Below are 17,430 nucleotides of genomic sequence, written 5' to 3'. Positions count from 1 at the left end.
CGTCGCTCCGATTCCGGCGTGCGCGACGCAGCGCCGGACGACCAGGGGGCCAATGCTCGGGACTGCTTTTTCGTACGTCAAAGTGAAGCCCGTATGAATCAGGCGTTTATCGCGAAAATGTCCATCGCCGCAGTGGCGGCGTTGATGGTGGCCGGTTGCGCCACCAAGTCCGCTCCCGATTTCGGAGGCCGCTGGAAGCCGGTCAACCGCTTTGCTGCGGCACCCACCGAGATCCCGCTGTACTCCAGCTACGTCTACCAGGCCTCGCCGATGGATGGCACGCTCAAAGCCATGCTCGAGCGCTGGGCCAAGGATTCCGGACGCACGCTGGATTACCGCCTGAGCTCGGACTTCACCCTGTACGGCGCGGTCTCCAGCATCGACACCACCAACGCTCAGCAGGCCGTGATCGATCTGACGGCGGCCTATGCAGCGCAGGGCATCTCCGTCTCCATCGTTGGCAACCAGATCGTTGTGCAGAGCGCTGGCTCGACGCCGACCGCGTCGGCACAGGGCGCTGATTCAAACAGCGGCACCTGAGTCCACCTCGAAATCATCGAACGTGCCGCTCCCCGCGCCTGTCGCAGGGGTGCCACGCCCATTGATGTTTCAGCAGTACGGAAGAATCCATGTTCCGCAAGAAGGATCCCGGCAATAGTCCCAAGGTCGAGCAGTCGGTCGCCAAGGCGGTCAGCTACGAGATCACCGTGGCCGACATGGCGCGCCGCAGCGAGCGGCGTGCGTGGTGGGTCGCCACAGGCTCGTTGCTGATGTCGCTCGCACTGGCGGGCGGCTACTACTACATGCTGCCGCTGAAGGAAAAGGTGCCGTTCCTGGTCATGGCCGATGCCTACACGGGTACGGCGACCGTCGCGCGGTTGAGTGGCACGTTCCAGGGCGAGACGATCACCACCAACGAAGCGATCAATCGCAGCAACGTTGCCCAGTACGTGCTCGCGCGCGAATCGTATGACTCGGCGGTGATGGGCCTGCGTGACTGGGAACTGGTGTTCGTGATGTCCACCGATCCGGTGGCGCAGTCCATGCGTGTCCGCTATGCCGGCAACAATCCGCAGAACCCGTTCGTGATGTACGGTCGCGAGCGCGCCATCCGGGTCAAGATCCTCAGCATCACGCCACTGGGGGCCGAGCCGAACGGCAGCTTCCGCGGCGCTTCGGTGCGCATACAGCGCAGCCTGCTGGACAAGCGCACCGGCGTCTCTACCTACCTGGACAACCAGCTGGTGACGATGCGCTTCAGCTACAACCAGAACCTGGCGCTGTCCGAACAGGATCGCATCCTGAACCCACTGGCGTTCCAGGTCACCGAGTACCGCGTCGACAACGACTACTCGCGTGGCGTGCCGGTGCCGGATGACGGCGCCATGCAGGCGCAGGCGCAGCAGGCCGCACAGGCGGCGCAGCAGGCACAGGGTGTCTACGATCCCAACAATCCGGCCGCGGCCACCATGATCGATCCGGCCACCGGCCAGCCGGTCGCGGCTCCGGTCAACGGCCAGGTGCCGGGCCAGGCAATGCCGGGCCAGCCGGTACAGGGTCAACCCATGCCGGGTCAGCCGGTGCAGGGGCAAGCAATGCCGGGGCAGGCCATGCCCGGACAGCCGGCCATGAGGCCGGCGCAGAACAATTCCACCGGAACTGCTGATGGAGCAAGCAACCGATGAGTAGTCGAAATATCAGGGGAAGCGCGCTGGCGCTGCTGTCGATGTTGTCGTTGCTGTTCTCAGCAGCGGCGATGGCGCAGGCGGTTGACCACTACGAGTACGAGAAGGACCGTATCTATCCGGTTCGCACCGGCCTGGGCCTGACCACCCAGATCGAGTTGAGCCCGAACGAGAAGATCCTCGACTACAGCACCGGCTTCAGCAGCGGCTGGGAACTGACCCGTCGCGAGAACGTGTTCTACCTCAAGCCGAAGAACGTCGACGTCGACACCAACATGATGGTGCGCACCGAGACCCATTCCTACATCTTCGAGCTGAAGGTGGTGGCCACCGACTGGCGCCAGCTGGAACAGGCCCGTCGTGCCGGTGTGCAGTACAAGATCGCCTTCGTCTATCCGAACGACACCGTGTTCGGCGTCGCCCAGGAAGCGGTCGAGGAAGAGGCCAAGCCGTTGCTGAGCTCGGAACTGGCCAAGGACCGCCAGTACAACTTCAACTACTCCTATTCGACCAGCAAGGCGAAGAAGATGGGGTGGCTGATCCCGGTCAACGCCTATGACGATGGTCGTTTCACCTACCTGAAACTGCCGAATTCGCCGGAGTACAAGACCGGCATCTTCCCGGCGGTGTTTGGTCGTGAAACAGAATACGGTGAAGACTTCGTGGTCAACACCACGGTTGAAGGCAATACGCTGATCGTGCACGGGACACACCCGTACCTGGTCATCCGCCACGGCGACTTCGTCGTCGGCCTGCGAAGGAACGTGAAGAAATGAGCCAGCAGAACACTCCCGGAAACGACCCGAACAACGGACGCGACGAGAGCCAGAGCCCGTACGGCGCACAGGGTGCCGCGGACGCGCCGTCGAACCCGTACTTCGGCACGACCCAGGCCGAGCCTGCGCCGGATCTGGATGCGGCCGCGCCGCAGCTGCGCTCGGCCGAAGAGCAGCGGCTGAACCGAAAGGCGCTGCTGTTCCTGGGCGGCATCGTGGTGCTGCTGGTGGCCATGGGTTTCCTGCTGTTCCGCAAGGGCCAGGATGACAAGGACGCTGTGCAGAAGGTGCCGGACGTTGCGCGCGTGTCTACGCCGACTCTGCCGGACGCCGTGCAGACGAGTCCGGTGCCCTCCCAGGCCATGCAACCGGTTGATCCGATTCCGATGACGCCGCCGCTACCGCCGCCGCCGCTGGATTCCACCCCGCTGTTCGTTCCCCAGTCCGATTCGGCGCGCGAGATTGACCGTGGCCCGACTTTGCTGGACCGCCGCATCGGCTCCGGGAGCGGGGTGGGTGGTGGTGATGGACAGGATGGCAACGGGAGCAATGGCGGCCGCGGCATGGATGAGTACACCCGTGCCATGCTGGCCCAGCTGCCCAACAATCAGGCGGCGCCGGCAAAGGTTCGCCGCGGCCCGGACGTCGAGGATGTCTCCAGCGCCACCTACATCCAGAGCCCCGACGCGCTGCTGGTGCGTGGCACCTACCTGCGTTGCGTGTTGGAAACCCGAATCATCACCGATCTCGCCGGCTATACCTCGTGCCTGCTGACCGAGCCGGTGTACTCGATCAACGGTCGCAACCTGCTGCTGCCGAAGGGCTCCAAGATCTATGGCGCCTACGGCGGCGGTCCGATGGGCAAGCGCGTGGAAGTGATCTGGGATCGCATCACCACTCCGAATGGCATCGACGTTGCGATGTCCAGCCCGGGCGTGGATCAGCTGGGTGGCGCCGGTCATCCGGGCCAGTACAGCGCGCACTGGGGCAGCCGTATCGCCTCGGCGCTGATGATCAGCCTGATTTCCGATGCCTTCAAGTACGCAGCCGCCGAACACGGTCCGGAGACCACCACCATCGCCAATAACGGCATGACGGTGCAGTCGCCCTATGAGAGTGCTACCGCACGCACGATGGAGCGCCTGGCCAACGAGGCACTCAGCAGCAACCGTCGTCCGCCGACCGTCACCATCAACCAGGGCACGATCGTGAACGTCTACGTCGCCAAGGACGTCGACTTCACCAACGTGCTGCACCCCCGCCGGTAACCCAACGAACGATCATGGACGCCGAAGTGTCACCCCTCGCCCTCGTCTCCAGCGATTTCCTGCGCTATCAGTACGAAGTGCTGGGCATCGCCGAGTACATGACGTCTCCGGAAGTGACGGAAATCTGCATCAACCGTCCCGGTGAGCTGTACCTGGAAACCCGGGCGGGGTGGCAGCGGGTGGACGTGCCGAGCCTGACCTTCGAGCGGGCCCGGCAGTTCTGCACGGCGGTGGTGAACGAGAGCAACACCGGCCAGCGCATCACCGATGCCGATCCGGTCGTGTCGCTCACGTTCCCCACTGGCCAGCGTGCGCAGTTCGTGATTCCGCCGGCATGTGATGCAGGCAAGGTGTCGATCACCATCCGTCTGCCGTCCAAGCACACCAAGTCGCTCAGCCAGTATCACGAAGACGGCTTCTTCAATCAGATCCTGGAAACCGATGGCAGCATCAGCGAGCAGGATCGTGAGCTGCTGGAGCTGCGCCATTCGCGCGAGTACGCCGAGTTCTTCCGGCGTGCGGTGATGTACCGCAAGAACATCGTGGTATCGGGTGCGACCGGTAGCGGCAAGACCACCTTCATGAAGGCGCTGGTCAACCATATCCCGGACAGCGAGCGCCTGGTCACGATCGAGGACGCGCGCGAACTGTTCCTGACCCAGCCCAACGTCGTGCACCTGCTGTATTCCAAGGGTGGACAAAGCACCAGCAATGTCAGCGCCAAGAGCTGCATGGAAGCCTGCCTGCGCATGAAGCCCGAACGCATCATCCTGGCCGAGCTGCGCGGTGACGAGGCGTTCTACTTCATCCGCAACTGCGCGTCCGGTCATCCGGGTTCGATCACCAGCTGCCATGCGGGCAGCCCGGAGCAGACCTGGGATCAGTTGGCGCTGATGGTGAAGGCCTCGACCGAAGGTTCGGGCCTGGAATTCAACGTGATCAAGCGACTGTTGATGATGACCATCGACATCGTCGTGCATATCAAGGCGCATGCCGGCTCGCGCTACATCACCGGCATCGACTTCAATCCTGGGCGTGCCCAGGGGCAGGGGGGCTGAAGGATGCTGCCAGGACTGGAAATGATGGCGTGCCCGGAGATGGCCGTGTCGATGGATGTGATGCAGCACGTCATCAACGTCGAATCGTCGCGCAATCCCTACGCGATCGGCGTGGTTGGCGGTGCACTGGTGCGCCAGCCCAAGGCCTTGGATGAAGCACTGGCGACGGTGCGCATGCTGGAAGAGAAGGGCTACAACTTCTCCATCGGGCTGGCCCAGGTCAATCGCTACAACCTGGGCAAGTACGGCCTGGATTCCTACGAGAAGGCCTTCCAGCAGTGCCCGAACCTGCAGGCCGGTTCGCGCATCCTCGCCGAGTGCTACAAGCGCTCCGGTGGTGACTGGGGCAAGTCGTTCAGCTGCTACTACTCGGGCAATTTCGAGACCGGCTTCCGTCATGGCTACGTGCAGAAGATCTACGACTCGATCCGCCGCGGGCAGCAGGTCGCCAGTAATGGTGTCGCACCGATCGACGTGGTCAGTCGGGGGGAGCGCCGCGCGGTGAAGGTCGAGCATCACCCGCAGCTGGCTTCGCCGGCGCAGGCGCGCATCGTTGCTCAATCCAATGGCCCCGTGTACGTGCCGTCGGAAGATCCCGCACGCGCCTATGTCGTGTACCCGTCCACCGGGGCGATGGCGCGGGGCAGCCTCCTGAACATCGCCGACCAGGCACTGTCCAAGGTGGTACTGGGTTCGGTGGATCGGATGATGCAGCTGCAGGCGCAGCCGGCCCAGGCGGGCGCTTATCCGCAGCAGCAGGCCGGCGGCATGCCGCAGCAGCTGCCACAGCAGGGCCCCGCACAGGCGATGGCCATGCCGCAGCAATTGCCGGGCGCGGCTGGCGCCGGCAATGAGGGGCCAGTGATGCTGCGGCCCTGGAGCGAGCGCAACCAGCCTGTCGCCGGTGGCGACAATTCATTCAACGCACCGGTGCAGGCTGCGCCGGTGCAGCAGATTCCCGCAGGGGATGCGGCCTTCGTGTTCTGACGAAGTCGTGGTGCGGCCAGTCCCCCGGCTGGCCGATTCAGTTGTGTTAGTCCATCAACAAGGAAATCAATCCATGAAGCGATCCAATCTCGACCTCGTCCAGGCCCAGCGCACGCTGAAGACCCTGCTGATGGCCACGATCTTCGTTGGCGCACTGTTCGCCCCGCAGGTGTTCGCAACCGGCACCGACTTCGGCGGCACCGACAAGAAGGTCTGCGGTTTCTTCTCCAACATCAACGGCCTGCTGAACATGGCCTCGATCGCCGTCGTGACAATTGCGGTGATCTTCGCCGGCTACCAGATCGCCTTCGCGCACAAGCGCATCGGTGACGTCGCGCCGATCCTGATCGGTGGCGTGCTGATCGGTGCCGCCGGCCAGATTGCGCGCATGCTGCTGGGCGAGGGTAGCGACGGCAAGTGCGGTGGTGGCACCAGCACCTCCTACCTGATCAACCACGTGATCCAGTACTACAGTGCATAAGAACGTCGTGTTCCGCGGCTGCACGCGCCCAGCGATGTTCCTGGGCGTCCCCTACCTGCCATTTTTCATGGTGGCAGGTGGGTTGCTGCTGCTCAGCATGTACACGAACTTCTGGTTCCTGCTCACCATTCCGGTGGCGGTCTTCATCATGCGGCAGATGGCCAAGCGTGACGAAATGATCTTCCGCCTGTTGGGCCTGCGCCTGATGTTCAAGCTGAAAGTCCGCAACGTGCAGGAACACGATGGCATGTGGGTATTCAACCCCAACCATTACCGCGACAAGCCGGCCCGAATGGATTGAGGTCCGGATCCGGCCTGGCGGGCGTCTGCGCCCGCCGGGTCTTTTGTAACTCCTTGGCACTACCTCTTTGGAAGCAGTCGTATGTTCAGCCCTGACACCTCCATCAGTGAGTTCATTCCGTTGTCGTCGCATGTCGCTCCGAACGTGGTCAAGACCACGGGCGGCGATTACCTGCTGACCTGGCATCTGGAAGGGCTGCCGTTCGTCGGCCGCGAGGAGTGGGAGCTCGAACATCGCCACAACACGTTCAACCGCCTGCTGCAGACGCTGCGCGCGCCGGATTTCGTCAACGTCGCCTTCTGGGTGCACGACATCCGTCGTCGCCGCACCCTGAAGGGCAAGAGCAACTACAAGCAGCGCTTCAACCAGGATGTGTCCGATCAGTACATGGGCATGTTGTCCTCACAGCGCATCATGCAGAACGAGCTGTACCTGACCATGATCTACCGCCCCGTGGTGGCGGGTAAGCGCTTCGTAGAGAAGTCGGCAAACGTGGACAAGCTGCGCGCCGAGCAGGAGCAGGCGGTCGAAAAGCTGATGGAGCTGGCCGGCAACGTCGAGGCCGTCATCCGGGACTATGCGCCATACCGCTTGGGAATGTACGAGGCCAAGAACGGCGTGGTGTTCTCGGAAACGCTGGAGCTGTTCGGTTACCTGATCAATCGCATCGACGAGCCGGTGCCGGTGCTGTCGGCACCGATCAAGGACTACCTGCCTGTCAGCCGCCATATGTTCTCGGCCAAGACCGGCGATTTCGCGATCAATACCCCCAATGGTGCCAATCACTACGGCGCCATCCTGAACATCAAGGAGTATGCCGAGGGCACTTACCCGGGCATCCTCAACGGCCTGAAGTACCTCGACTACGAGTACGTCATCACCCATTCGTTCAGCCCGATGGGGCGGCAGGACGCGCTGAAGGTGCTTGATCGCACCAAGGGCATGATGATCTCCTCCGGCGACAAGGCGGTCAGCCAGATCGTCGAGCTCGACCAGGCCATGGATCAGCTGTCGTCCGGCAACTTCGTGCTGGGTGAATACCACTTCATCATGGCGGTCTACGGTGACACTCAGGCCAAGCTATCGCAGAACGTCGCATCGACCCGCGCCGAGCTGTCCAACGCCGGCTTCGTGTCGACCAAGGAAGACCTTGCGGTCACCTCGTCCTTCTATTCGCAGCTGCCGGGCAACTGGCGCTATCGTACCCGCCTGGCCAATGTCAGCTCGCTGAACTTCCTGGGCCTGTCGCCGCTGCACAACTTCGCGACCGGCAAGCAGCACAACAACCCGTGGGGCGACTGCGTCACCACGCTGCAGACCACCAACGGCCAGCCGTACTACTTCAATTTCCACGCGACCCATCCGTCGGAAAACTCGCTGGGCGAGAAGGCGATCGCCAATACCATGGTGATCGGCAAGTCCGGTACCGGTAAGACCGCGCTGATCAACTTCCTGCTCAGCCAGGTTCAGAAGTACGAGCCGTCACCGACCATCTTCTTCTTCGACAAGGATCGTGGTGCGGAGATCTTCGTGCGCGCCTGCGGTGGCAACTATCTGGCCCTGGAGAACGGCGCGCCGACCGGTTTCAACCCGTTCCAGTGCGAGAACAACGAAGCCAACGTGCAGTTCCTGGCCGACCTGATCAAGGTGCTGGCCGGCAAGCGTGAGTACAGTGCGCGCGAGGAAGAGGACATCTACCGCGCGGTGGAAAGCATGCTCGATACGCCGATGCACCTGCGCAGCATGACCAACTTCCAGAAGAGCCTGCCCAACATGGGCGACGATGGGCTCTACGCGCGCATGCGCCGCTGGACCTCGGGCAATTCGCTGGGCTGGGTATTCGACAATCCGGTCGACACCGTTGATCTGAGCAAGGCCAATATCATCGGCTTCGACTACACCGACATCATCGACAATCCCGAAGTGCGCGTGCCGGTCATCAATTACCTGCTGCACCGCCTGGAGTCGCTGATCGATGGTCGTCCGCTGATCTACGTGATGGACGAATTCTGGAAGATCCTGGATGGCGAAGGTGGCCTGAAGGAGTTCGCGAAGAACAAGCAGAAGACCATTCGTAAGCAGAATGGCCTGGGCATCTTCGCGACGCAGAGCCCGGAGGACGCGCTGAAGAGCGACATCTCGGCAGCGCTGATCGAGCAGACTGCCACGTTGATCCTGCTGCCGAACCCGAACGCCAGCAAGAGCGACTACATGGACGGCCTGAAACTGACCGAGGCCGAGTTCAAGGTGGTCACTGCCCTGGACGAGCGCTCGCGCTGCTTCCTGGTCAAGCAGGGTCACGCGTCCAGCGTGTGCCAGCTCAACCTGCGCGGCATGGATGACATTCTGTCGGTGATCTCGGCGTCCACTGACAACATCGACATCATGCATCGGGTATTGCAGACAGCTGCGGTACGCGCACGGGTGACGGTGGATGAGCTGACGCCGGAACAGTGGCTTGAAGATTTCTACAAGAATCGAAAGGGCTCGGGCAAGGCGGCTGTCGCAGCGCGCGACACTGTTACCTGATCCGCGAGACGGCCTGCCCGAAGACTACGAGTTCCGATCAATGGAGACTGATATGAACAATACCAAGCAAGCTTCCTCGCCCCGCCGCCGCGCGCCCCGTCTTGCAGCGATGACCGTGGCAGCCATGATGGCGCTCGGCACCGGCAATGTCAGCGCCTGGATTCCCGTGCAGGAGACCGGTACCAGCCTCATCCAGCACCTGCTCAATCAGATCAACACCTACAAGACCGAGGCGACCGTCTACGCGGCCAAAGCGCAGGACGCGGCCGAGTACGTCGAGCAGAACACCCGCTGGATCCGCACGCTGGAGCAGTATCGCCAGGCGCTGATCCAGGTGCAGGCGGCGGTGAACAGCTTCGGCATGCCCGACAGCGCGCCGCTGGTGCCGGTGGCACCGAACTATCTGGTTGCCGAAACCTGCGGCAAGGCGCTGGACTTCAGCCTGGAGTCCGCCTTCAAGGTGTTCGTGTTCAATCCGCAGGCGGATGTGAAGGAGCAGCAGATGCAGATCTGCGTCAACATCCGGATGATGCAGAACCGCAAGTACAACGACGCGATCGATTTCCTGACCCAGACCGTTCCGCGCATCAACAACTCCTTGACCCGCATCCTCAAGATCCGCCTGACCAACAACGATCAGGGCACCGTGCAGGGTGCCGACAGCGAATCGCTCCGCACCGCCAATGACATTGCCGCACTTGCCCAGAGCTGGGAAGCACGGATGAAATCCTATGATGCCTATATCGAGGTCATGGAGGCCAACCAGAAGGTGGTGGCGCAGGCCGCATTGAAGGGGGACCCGACCAAGCAGCTGATCAGCGACATGGTCAAGACCACCGCACTGAAGGCCGCGCTCAGCGTCAAGTGAACGCAGGCCGCTAATACGTAGACATGCGCTGCAAAGCAATGCGGCATTTCATGCAGTAACGGAATTACCAAGGGATTGTGGAAATGACGATCAGGTGGCTGGCCAACTTTGATTTCTCAGGCGGATTGCAGGATCTGCTGGGCTACGCGGTGCGTGTCCAGTCGATCGGCGATTTCGTCTTCTTCAAGCTGATCATGGATTACCTGCGCGACAGGATCAGTGACTACGGCATCGACCTGATGGGGCGCATGATGTCCTGGGTCGGTGGCATGGCACTGGTGCTGATGACGCTGTGGGTACTGATCCAGGGCTTCCGGATCGTCACCGGCCGCAGTCGCGACTCCATGATGGTGCTGGTGACCAATATGGCGCGCGCGGCGTTGATTGTGAGTGTTGCCACCAGCATGGCGATGTTCGGCAGCAACCTGCAGAAATTCCTCAACGAGGACGTCAAAGGCCTGATCACCCACGTGGTGACCGGCAAGGACCAGCAGCCGGAAGACCAGATCGACAAGAGCCTGGCGTGGATGCAGGTGGCGCTGTCGAGCATTGATGGCATCAAGATCCTGAATGATCCAGGGTTGCAGGCGGACAAGACCCGGGCGCTGTGGTTCATCGGCCTGGGCACGGGCGGCCCGGCGGTCACCGCAGGTGCGATGTTGCTGCTCTACGAGGTCGCGCTGGCGCTGTTCATCGGCCTGGGTCCCTTGTTCATTCTGTGTCTGTTGTTCGACCAGACCAAGCAGCTGTTCCAGCGATGGCTGTTCTACGGCATCGGCACGATGTTCTCGATGGCGGTACTGGCAGCGATGGTATCGATCGCGCTGGACATGGTGATCCGTGTCTCGACCGCGTTCTGGTCCACCGCCCTGGTCAACAAGTTCCTGCTCGAAGGCGCCTCCAGCGACGGCATGACCAGCCAGGCGATGCAGCAGGGCGGCATGGGATTGATCCTGACGACCTTGATTCTGACTGCGCCCCCAATGGCGGCCATGTTCTTCCAGGGTACCTTGGGTAGCTTCATGGCATATTCGCAGATAGGTGGCAGTGCGGCCTCAACTCCTAGTGCTGATGGTCGGCCCCCGGGCACTTACACGCCTCCTTCGCCATCGAAGAGCGAAGGGCATTCGAGTCACCAGGATAGTGGTGTCACTGTAAGGAACTCTGCTCCAAGTACTTACACGCCGTCTAATCAGAAGCAGGGGCAGTATGGCTTGGCGGATTGATGGTTCTGACTTAGGTTGAAGGATGTGTGTATGAATATTGACTGGGCAGCTCAAGTTCTGAGGTGCGCTCTTGCGGCAGTCCTAATTTTTGGGGGGAACAGCGCTGCCTTCGCCGAAGGACGGTGTCCTCCAGGCCAGTATCCGATTGGTGGGCAGGGCGCCGGCGGATGTGCACCGATTCCTGCTGGTGGATCAGGAGCGGAAAGCCCGCGTCCAACGGGGCGGTGGATCAAGACTTGGGGAGCATTTGCTGCCTCGCCTTCCGGTATCGCAGGAGCGGCAAGCGGGTGGAGGAAGAAGGCGGATGCGGGAAACGCGGCAGTGAGGTCCTGCTCTGATGCCGGCGGCCGGGATTGTCGAGTGAAGTTCACCTATAAGAATCAGTGCGCAACGGCGGCTGTCTCAAATACGGGAAATGGGGGAACCTTCTACTCTGCCGCAGCCACAAAGGAAGAGGCGGCAGGTCTATCCTTGGCGCAATGTCGTGCTGGTTCCAAAGAGACATGTGAGATTGTCATGTCCAATTGCACCGAACCGGAGTTTGAGAAGTTCTGAGTCACTGCTCGCGTTATTCTGATGATCCGGCAGTGGAATGGCCGGTATTGAGCGGATCATTTCTTCTCTGCGCCGATCGAGTCGCAAGTCCTGATCACGTGATCGGGTCCCCGTATGGGTGCCGGCCGGAGCCTCATCTTTCTCACGCTGATGGCAATAGTACAGATCATGCCATTACGCCTGTCATTCCAATGGCTAGGAATGGAAATAGCTTGGCTGTTGGCGAGATTGGTTCTGCCCGCTAAGAAAAAATCTCTATTCTTTGTGTTGGGAGATTCCCGATGTGATCAGGCGTTCAGTGGCGGCAAGTTTGGTCGCAGCAATTGGGGTGGCGGGTGCTGCGCTCACCTCTGAGTCGGTCCGGGCAGAGGGGCGGTGTCCACCTGGTCAGTATCCCATCGGTGGCCGGGGTGTTGGTGGCTGTGCCCCGATTCCAGCCTCTCAGGGTGAGGGGAGTTCCGGGCCGCGTGCGATAGGTAAGTGGATCAAAACCTGGGGAGCCATATCTCGTTCTGTTGCGACCGGTGATGTGGGAGCTTCGGTGGGAAAGAGATCAAAGGCCGAGGCTGTCGCTGAGGCTCAGTCCCGGTGTGCGACATATGGTGCGAAGGATTGCACTGTAGGGATAACGTATAAGAACCAGTGTGTCGCTTGCGCGGATCCGGCTCCGGGCTCTAAAGGCTTGATTTCAATGGCCGGCGGCCCAACGAGAGAGGCTGCTTCCACTGAGGTTCTGAAGTACTGTGCTGCTCACGGCGGTGGGCAGTGCACGATCAAGTACACCGATTGCAGTGAGCCGATCTTCCAAGAATTCTGATTGCTCGATGGAGCTGCGTTGATACATCCGACGTCCAGCGTCTATCGCATTCTGGCAGATTGGTGGTATCTGTCTCTAGGTGAGACTGCTGCTTGGCGCTTGAGTCACGTAGGTAGCCACTCATGGTGATTGCGCTTTTTTTCAATCAAGATCGCCTCTCAATCCAAGTTCCGTTAGGCGACCAATCCCTCCTCGAAGTAGGGTGCGTTCGCGTCAAAAATGTTGACGCTTCAGCCCCTCATTTGCTCTCGCTTGATGCGCAGGCTTTGCGCTTAGGTGGGCGTCCCTCGATGCGACGCGCCAGACCGTGCTATAAGGCCCCATTCGCGATGCCGTGGGTCTTCGCGCCATTCGAAGGAACGAATCATGCCGAATCCCGGCCGTGTTGCCTCGCTGATTGGCGGACTGCTGTTCGCCTCGTCGGCCCATGCCGCTGATAGCTGGGTCATCTTCACCGGTGGCGAAACGCCGAACCGCGAGGCGTGGGTGGTCGATGCACAATCGCTCGCCGACCGCTCGGATCTGGTCGGTTTTCTGCAGCGTGCCACGCCGGCAGAGCAGAACGCGTACCTGAAGCAGTTGCGCCGCAGGGAGCCGGCGAAGCCCGGTGACCCAGTTGCGGGTCCGGAGCCGGTGTACGAAATCCAGGTCAATACCGTCTACGAGAACGCGACCAAACCGAATCGACTGGTCAGAAAGTACTGGGTGAACTGTTCACAGAACAGCGTGGCCATCAGGACGAGTCTGATCCAGTGGCGCGATCGGCCAATGGAGAACGTCCCACCGGATAAGTACGAACCGCAGGCCGAGGCGATTGCTCCCTGGCAGGTGCAACTGGTGCGGTTTGCCTGTCTAGTTGGGCCTGATCCCAAGGCCAAGGCGCCAGCGGAAATGATGAAGCGTGGCTTCCTTTCCATCGGTGACGTCGGGCAATCGCCTGTGGATTTCATCTGGGCCAGCCTGTGGAAGGACGGCAAACGTCCAGCATTCACCTATCTGCCGGGCGACGCTGAAATGGATCGTACTGTGCGTAGCCTGGAAGCGACTGTGGCGCGCGGCCAGAGTGAAACCAGCAAAGCTCTGGATGAGTCGCGGCGCGCAGCCAACCGAGTGGGTCGCAACAATCTCATGGACCTGTGGATCGGCAAGACAGAGCAGGAATTCGTGCGGACGTGGGGCCCACCGGATCGTGTGGAGAACGGCGCCGATGGTTCGCGCACGTTGTACCTGCATCGTGGCGAGCGTGTGCAGGGATTGAATGCTTATGGGCATGTCGTCAGCGACGTAAACAATCGATGCGATATCACGGTGCTGACGACGGACGGCTACGTCCGCGACTACGCCACACAGGGGGCCGCATGCGCCCAGCAGTTGCGCTGAGCGCGATTGCTGGCCACAACGCGAGGAAGCATGGCTTGTGCTGGGTCCCGCACCCATCGACTTAAGCGGCGTAGGCTTTCCGTGCAACATCGCCCCGGCCGGACCAGACCGTATGTGGGAATGCGAGCCATACCTGCGGTGCCATCCACCGCGTGTCTGATAGTCGGATAAGCCACCATTCACGTTAACCGCGCTGTTTCTGTGATCAAGTGCGCTTTTCATCCCAAGCACCCTTCGACGAGCGCTGCCTCCTCGAAGTAAGCTGCGTGCGCGTCAAAATCCCGACGCGCCGGTGCCATCGAACACAGGAGCTTTTCCGTCCATGAGGACTGTGTCCCCCCGCGGTGCGGGTGACGCTTGCCACCATCGCGGTCGCCGTTGGCTCGGGGCTATCATCCGCCATGGCGGCCGCAGTGCACGTGCGAGGCATCGCCCCGTTTCCGGCCTCCGCTCGGGAACTGGCAAGACGGGATTGAAGGAGTTGCAGGGGATGGAGAAGGGGAGTGGCACGCACATGGACAATGCCTTGGCGTTCGTTCCGTCCGGCGCGAACCTGCTGGAAGCCGTACGCGGCGATCTGACCGGCAATGGTTTCCAGGACCAGCTGCTGGTGATCGACCAACCTCCTCCGGAGGGCTTGCTGCCCGGCGAGCACGGACCGAACCGGGTCCTGCTGTTGCTGCTGGGCGATGCCACGGGCCGCTGGCAGCTGGCGGCACGCAACGACAAGCTGGTGCCGTGCTCAACGCGCGGTGGCATTGCCGGTGACCCCTTCGCCTACGTGACGATTGAAGACGGCGCGTTCAGCGTGATCACCAACGGCGGCAGCCGCGAACGCTGGAGCAGCGTCTACACCTTCCGGTATGCACCTGCCGAGCAGGCGTGCTGGGTGCATGGCGTGCAGCGCAAGGTGGTGGACACCGAAACCGAAGCGACCCACACGCGCGATTTCTCCGCGGCCGAGCTTGGCCGGGTGCGGTTCGAGGATTTCGATCCGTCCGTCGTCGCCGACGTCAGCTTGCCCTGAGTGCCATGCCCGTGAGGAGGCGGGAGTATCCAACGATGATCGAGCAGGAGTTTCACCGTGTCGCAGGATAGAGAGTCGCAGCTGTTGCGGCAGGCCACGGAGGCCGGCATGACCTCGTCCCGGGAACTGGCCAACTTCATGGCGCAGGCCGGGCACGAGTCCCGTGGCCTGAGCCGGCTCAATGAGAGTTTCAACTTCACCCGGGGCATCTCGCAGATCCCGGTGGAAGCAGCGTGGCGCAATGGCAATGGCGCGCTTGAGAGCGCCCGCCAGGAGGCGCTGCGCGGGCGGCCGGAGAACCTGGCCGAACTGATGTATGGCGGGCGCATGGGCAATGACGCGCCCGGTGATGCACTGAAGTATCACGGCCGTGGCTATCTGCCGCTGGTCGGCAAGGAGAATTACGAGCGTGCCGGCAAGGCGCTGGACCTGGACCTGGTGAATCAGCCGGAGCTGGCCGCGCAACCCGAGCACGCAGGCCGTATTGCCGTGTGGCAGTGGCAGACGCGGGTGCCGGAAGCGGCGCGCGAGGACGTGCGCGAAGCGACGCGTGCCCTGAATGGCGCGCTCAACGGCATCGAAGCCCGCCAGCAGCGTTTTGACGTGTGGCAGCAGAAGCTGACCCCCGATGTGATGGCGCGCCTGGAGCGTGGCGAAGTGGGGGCGCCTGCCCAGCCCACAACGGGACGCGACATGTCGCAACCGGGCGAGCCGGGATACACGCTGTTCTCGGGAGCGCGCCAGCACCTGCAGCAGATGGGGCCGCAAAGCGGTCTGCGCAGCGTGCAGGAACTGGACAATGCCGCCGGCGCACTGGCGCTGAGCGCGCAGAAGGCGGGGATGTCGCGCATCGATCATCTCCTGGCGGGTAATGACGGTCGCACGCTGTTTGCTGTACAGGGCGCGCTAGGCGATCCGGCCATGCTGCGCGCATCGGTCGATCGCGAACAGGCGGCGCAGCAGCCGCTGGCGCAGAGCAGCCAGCAATTGGCTGCCAATGTCGCCCAGCAGGACCCGGCGGCCGCGCTCGCCCGCGAGCAGGAGCAGCGTTCTCGATCCCTGTAACACCGATGCCGGCGGGCAGGGTGCCCGCTGGCGCTTTACGTACGACGCGTGGCGCCCTGTGGCGCCGACATGGAAACCCACCCGTAAGGACACCACATGCGAATCGTTCCCCCGAATGCCCGCCACGCCGCTGCCCGCTGCAATGCACCCGTGCGCCGCCTGCCGCCGCTCTGGCTGCTGTCACTTGGACTTGCCGCAGCGTCGGCACAGGCTCAGGAGGCAGCGGCGCCCGTCGTGGAGACGCGCCCCGCTGCCGAGGCTACCGTTGAGGCGCCTGCAGGGGCGGCGCCCGTTGCAGCGCCCGCGGCGGCCGACGCCGTTGTCGCGGCGCCGGCTCCCGAAGTACCGGCTGCCGCGACACCCCCTGCGACACCGGTGGTGGACACGCAGCCGGCGCCGGCTGCGGACCCGGCGCCTGCGCCCGTTCCGCCCGCAGCGGCGGCGCCTGTGGCTGCACCGCCCACAGTCGTCGAGTCAGCGGTCCCGGCGGTAGCGCCGGCACCGCCTGCATTGGCCATCGTGCCGTTGCCGCCCGAGCAGGCGACCGAGCGTGCGCTCGGTGCCCGCTGCCCGGTGGATCTGGCCGGGCGGCTGGCGAGCCAGGGCGACCTGCTGATCGGCGCCTGCCAGGGCACCATGCCGGCGCATCTGGCTGCGATGCTGGTCGCGCTGCCCGAGCAGGACGTCCACCTGCCGCGCAGCTGGCGCGAGCGTGAGGTGCGGCAGAAGGCCTGGTTCAAGGCGGTGCCGGGCTACGGCCAGCGCCCGGACTTCATCGTGCGGATGGGCGACATCTGGGTGCGCTCGTTGGAAGGGCGCGACGCCGACAGCACGTTCTACCTGGTGTCGGCGCCGTTCACCTGCAGCGACCAGGTCGCCAACCGGGATGAGTACGGCGCGGAGCCGGTCCGCGTGCCAGCGGGTGAATGCCGCGAGGCCTATGTGGCCCAGCGTGTGTACCAGGTCCGCGGGGATGCGGCGCCGAGGGATGTAACCACCGATGCCATGCCGGCCATGCCGCAGCAGGCGGAAGCTGATCGTGCGCGCCAGCTCTCGCGTGAGGGACGGATCAGCCTGGACCACAGCAAGTTGCAGTATGGCCCGGTCATGCGCTGGTTCGTGCAGTATCCGGAGTCGGCGCAGAAGGGTGGTCCGCGCGCCTACGGTGACTGGAACCGCGAGCACATCGCGTTCGTGGTCTGGACCGGCGATCGCTTCGAGCTGCGCGACAAAGTCGCGCGGGCGCAGTGGCCCTGTGATCCGGTGGCGCCCGGCGATCGCGCCTGCGGTGGATTCCCGGATTCCGGGCCGGATCTGTTCGTGACGGCCGGAGCATCGCTGCCGGTGGCGGCCTCCAGCCCCTGAACCAGAGTGCCGATGTACAACGGGAGCCGGAAAGACCGGCTC

At 62.8% G+C, this 17,430-nt stretch carries 16 protein-coding genes and 1 pseudogene; all 17 read left to right on the top strand.

Going from position 1 to position 17,430, the window contains the following annotated elements; all coding sequences use genetic code 11:
- Window positions 1-93: 93 nt before the first annotated feature.
- The 17 genes and pseudogenes from AC5P98_RS11790 (at window position 94) to AC5P98_RS11710 (ending at window position 17,388) form a co-directional block, all read left to right on the top strand.
- A complete protein-coding gene (locus tag AC5P98_RS11790) occupies window positions 94-540 on the top strand; it encodes a hypothetical protein (RefSeq protein WP_032957008.1) in 447 nt (148 codons plus the stop codon).
- A gap of 89 nt (window positions 541-629) precedes the next feature.
- Window positions 630-1,685 carry a VirB8 family type IV secretion system protein gene (locus tag AC5P98_RS11785; RefSeq protein ID WP_049408147.1) on the top strand — a complete coding sequence of 352 codons (1,056 nt, stop codon included), beginning with the start codon at window positions 630-632 and terminating at the stop codon, window positions 1,683-1,685.
- Window positions 1,682-2,461 carry a TrbG/VirB9 family P-type conjugative transfer protein gene (locus AC5P98_RS11780; protein WP_014037652.1) on the top strand — a complete coding sequence of 260 codons (780 nt, stop codon included), beginning with the start codon at window positions 1,682-1,684 and terminating at the stop codon, window positions 2,459-2,461. The genes AC5P98_RS11785 and AC5P98_RS11780 overlap by 4 nt, the downstream gene beginning before the upstream one ends.
- A complete protein-coding gene (locus AC5P98_RS11775; protein WP_049408143.1) occupies window positions 2,458-3,729 on the top strand; it encodes a TrbI/VirB10 family protein in 1,272 nt (423 codons plus the stop codon). The genes AC5P98_RS11780 and AC5P98_RS11775 overlap by 4 nt, the downstream gene beginning before the upstream one ends.
- Window positions 3,730-3,743: 14 nt before the next feature.
- Window positions 3,744-4,787, top strand: a complete 1,044-nt coding sequence (gene virB11 / locus AC5P98_RS11770; protein ID WP_049408142.1) for a P-type DNA transfer ATPase VirB11 — start codon at window positions 3,744-3,746, stop codon at window positions 4,785-4,787.
- A 3-nt stretch (window positions 4,788-4,790) separates the two neighbouring features.
- Window positions 4,791-5,268 (top strand): annotated as a pseudogene (locus AC5P98_RS11765) (lytic transglycosylase domain-containing protein); the annotation flags it as partial.
- Window positions 5,269-5,847: 579 nt separating this feature from the next.
- Window positions 5,848-6,255 (top strand): TrbC/VirB2 family protein, encoded by a 408-nt coding sequence (locus tag AC5P98_RS11760; RefSeq protein ID WP_046431329.1) that lies wholly within the window; start codon window positions 5,848-5,850, stop codon window positions 6,253-6,255.
- Window positions 6,248-6,556, top strand: coding sequence for a VirB3 family type IV secretion system protein (locus AC5P98_RS11755; RefSeq protein ID WP_019660289.1), 309 nt, complete (start codon window positions 6,248-6,250; stop codon window positions 6,554-6,556). Before AC5P98_RS11760 ends, AC5P98_RS11755 begins: the two co-directional genes overlap by 8 nt.
- A gap of 81 nt (window positions 6,557-6,637) precedes the next feature.
- The gene (locus AC5P98_RS11750; RefSeq protein WP_049408136.1) at window positions 6,638-9,085 is read left to right on the top strand and encodes a VirB4 family type IV secretion/conjugal transfer ATPase; all 2,448 of its coding nucleotides are present in this window, start codon (window positions 6,638-6,640) and stop codon (window positions 9,083-9,085) included.
- Between the two features lie 52 nt (window positions 9,086-9,137).
- Window positions 9,138-9,953, top strand: coding sequence for a hypothetical protein (locus tag AC5P98_RS11745; RefSeq protein WP_053091844.1), 816 nt, complete (start codon window positions 9,138-9,140; stop codon window positions 9,951-9,953).
- 83 nt (window positions 9,954-10,036) lie between these two features.
- Window positions 10,037-11,179, top strand: coding sequence for a TrbL/VirB6 family protein (locus AC5P98_RS11740; protein WP_049408134.1), 1,143 nt, complete (start codon window positions 10,037-10,039; stop codon window positions 11,177-11,179).
- A gap of 30 nt (window positions 11,180-11,209) precedes the next feature.
- Window positions 11,210-11,734, top strand: coding sequence for a DUF4189 domain-containing protein (locus AC5P98_RS11735; RefSeq protein WP_153643293.1), 525 nt, complete (start codon window positions 11,210-11,212; stop codon window positions 11,732-11,734).
- 283 nt (window positions 11,735-12,017) lie between these two features.
- Window positions 12,018-12,551, top strand: coding sequence for a DUF4189 domain-containing protein (locus AC5P98_RS11730; protein WP_321212206.1), 534 nt, complete (start codon window positions 12,018-12,020; stop codon window positions 12,549-12,551).
- Between the two features lie 366 nt (window positions 12,552-12,917).
- Window positions 12,918-13,931, top strand: a complete 1,014-nt coding sequence (locus AC5P98_RS11725; RefSeq protein ID WP_049408132.1) for a hypothetical protein — start codon at window positions 12,918-12,920, stop codon at window positions 13,929-13,931.
- A gap of 490 nt (window positions 13,932-14,421) precedes the next feature.
- Complete coding sequence (locus AC5P98_RS11720; protein WP_049408130.1) at window positions 14,422-14,958, top strand: hypothetical protein; 537 nt, start codon at window positions 14,422-14,424, stop codon at window positions 14,956-14,958.
- A gap of 57 nt (window positions 14,959-15,015) precedes the next feature.
- The gene (locus AC5P98_RS11715; protein WP_049408128.1) at window positions 15,016-16,023 is read left to right on the top strand and encodes an XVIPCD domain-containing protein; all 1,008 of its coding nucleotides are present in this window, start codon (window positions 15,016-15,018) and stop codon (window positions 16,021-16,023) included.
- Window positions 16,024-16,119: 96 nt separating this feature from the next.
- Complete coding sequence (locus tag AC5P98_RS11710; RefSeq protein WP_414614022.1) at window positions 16,120-17,388, top strand: hypothetical protein; 1,269 nt, start codon at window positions 16,120-16,122, stop codon at window positions 17,386-17,388.
- Window positions 17,389-17,430 lie beyond the last annotated feature (42 nt).

The organism is Stenotrophomonas sp. YJH_SMC_135, assembly GCF_059372355.1.
Note: the sequence above shows the minus strand (reverse complement) of the source record. Positions and strands in the feature narration are given on the sequence as shown.

Coding starts and splice junctions, on each gene's coding strand:
- AC5P98_RS11790 (WP_032957008.1), top strand. CDS start 94: ATGAATCAGGCGTTTATCGCGAAAATGTCCATCGCCGCAGTGGCGGCG.
- AC5P98_RS11785 (WP_049408147.1), top strand. CDS start 630: ATGTTCCGCAAGAAGGATCCCGGCAATAGTCCCAAGGTCGAGCAGTCG.
- AC5P98_RS11780 (WP_014037652.1), top strand. CDS start 1,682: ATGAGTAGTCGAAATATCAGGGGAAGCGCGCTGGCGCTGCTGTCGATG.
- AC5P98_RS11775 (WP_049408143.1), top strand. CDS start 2,458: ATGAGCCAGCAGAACACTCCCGGAAACGACCCGAACAACGGACGCGAC.
- virB11 (WP_049408142.1), top strand. CDS start 3,744: ATGGACGCCGAAGTGTCACCCCTCGCCCTCGTCTCCAGCGATTTCCTG.
- AC5P98_RS11760 (WP_046431329.1), top strand. CDS start 5,848: ATGAAGCGATCCAATCTCGACCTCGTCCAGGCCCAGCGCACGCTGAAG.
- AC5P98_RS11750 (WP_049408136.1), top strand. CDS start 6,638: ATGTTCAGCCCTGACACCTCCATCAGTGAGTTCATTCCGTTGTCGTCG.
- AC5P98_RS11745 (WP_053091844.1), top strand. CDS start 9,138: ATGAACAATACCAAGCAAGCTTCCTCGCCCCGCCGCCGCGCGCCCCGT.
- AC5P98_RS11740 (WP_049408134.1), top strand. CDS start 10,037: ATGACGATCAGGTGGCTGGCCAACTTTGATTTCTCAGGCGGATTGCAG.
- AC5P98_RS11735 (WP_153643293.1), top strand. CDS start 11,210: ATGAATATTGACTGGGCAGCTCAAGTTCTGAGGTGCGCTCTTGCGGCA.
- AC5P98_RS11725 (WP_049408132.1), top strand. CDS start 12,918: ATGCCGAATCCCGGCCGTGTTGCCTCGCTGATTGGCGGACTGCTGTTC.
- AC5P98_RS11720 (WP_049408130.1), top strand. CDS start 14,422: ATGGAGAAGGGGAGTGGCACGCACATGGACAATGCCTTGGCGTTCGTT.
- AC5P98_RS11710 (WP_414614022.1), top strand. CDS start 16,120: ATGCGAATCGTTCCCCCGAATGCCCGCCACGCCGCTGCCCGCTGCAAT.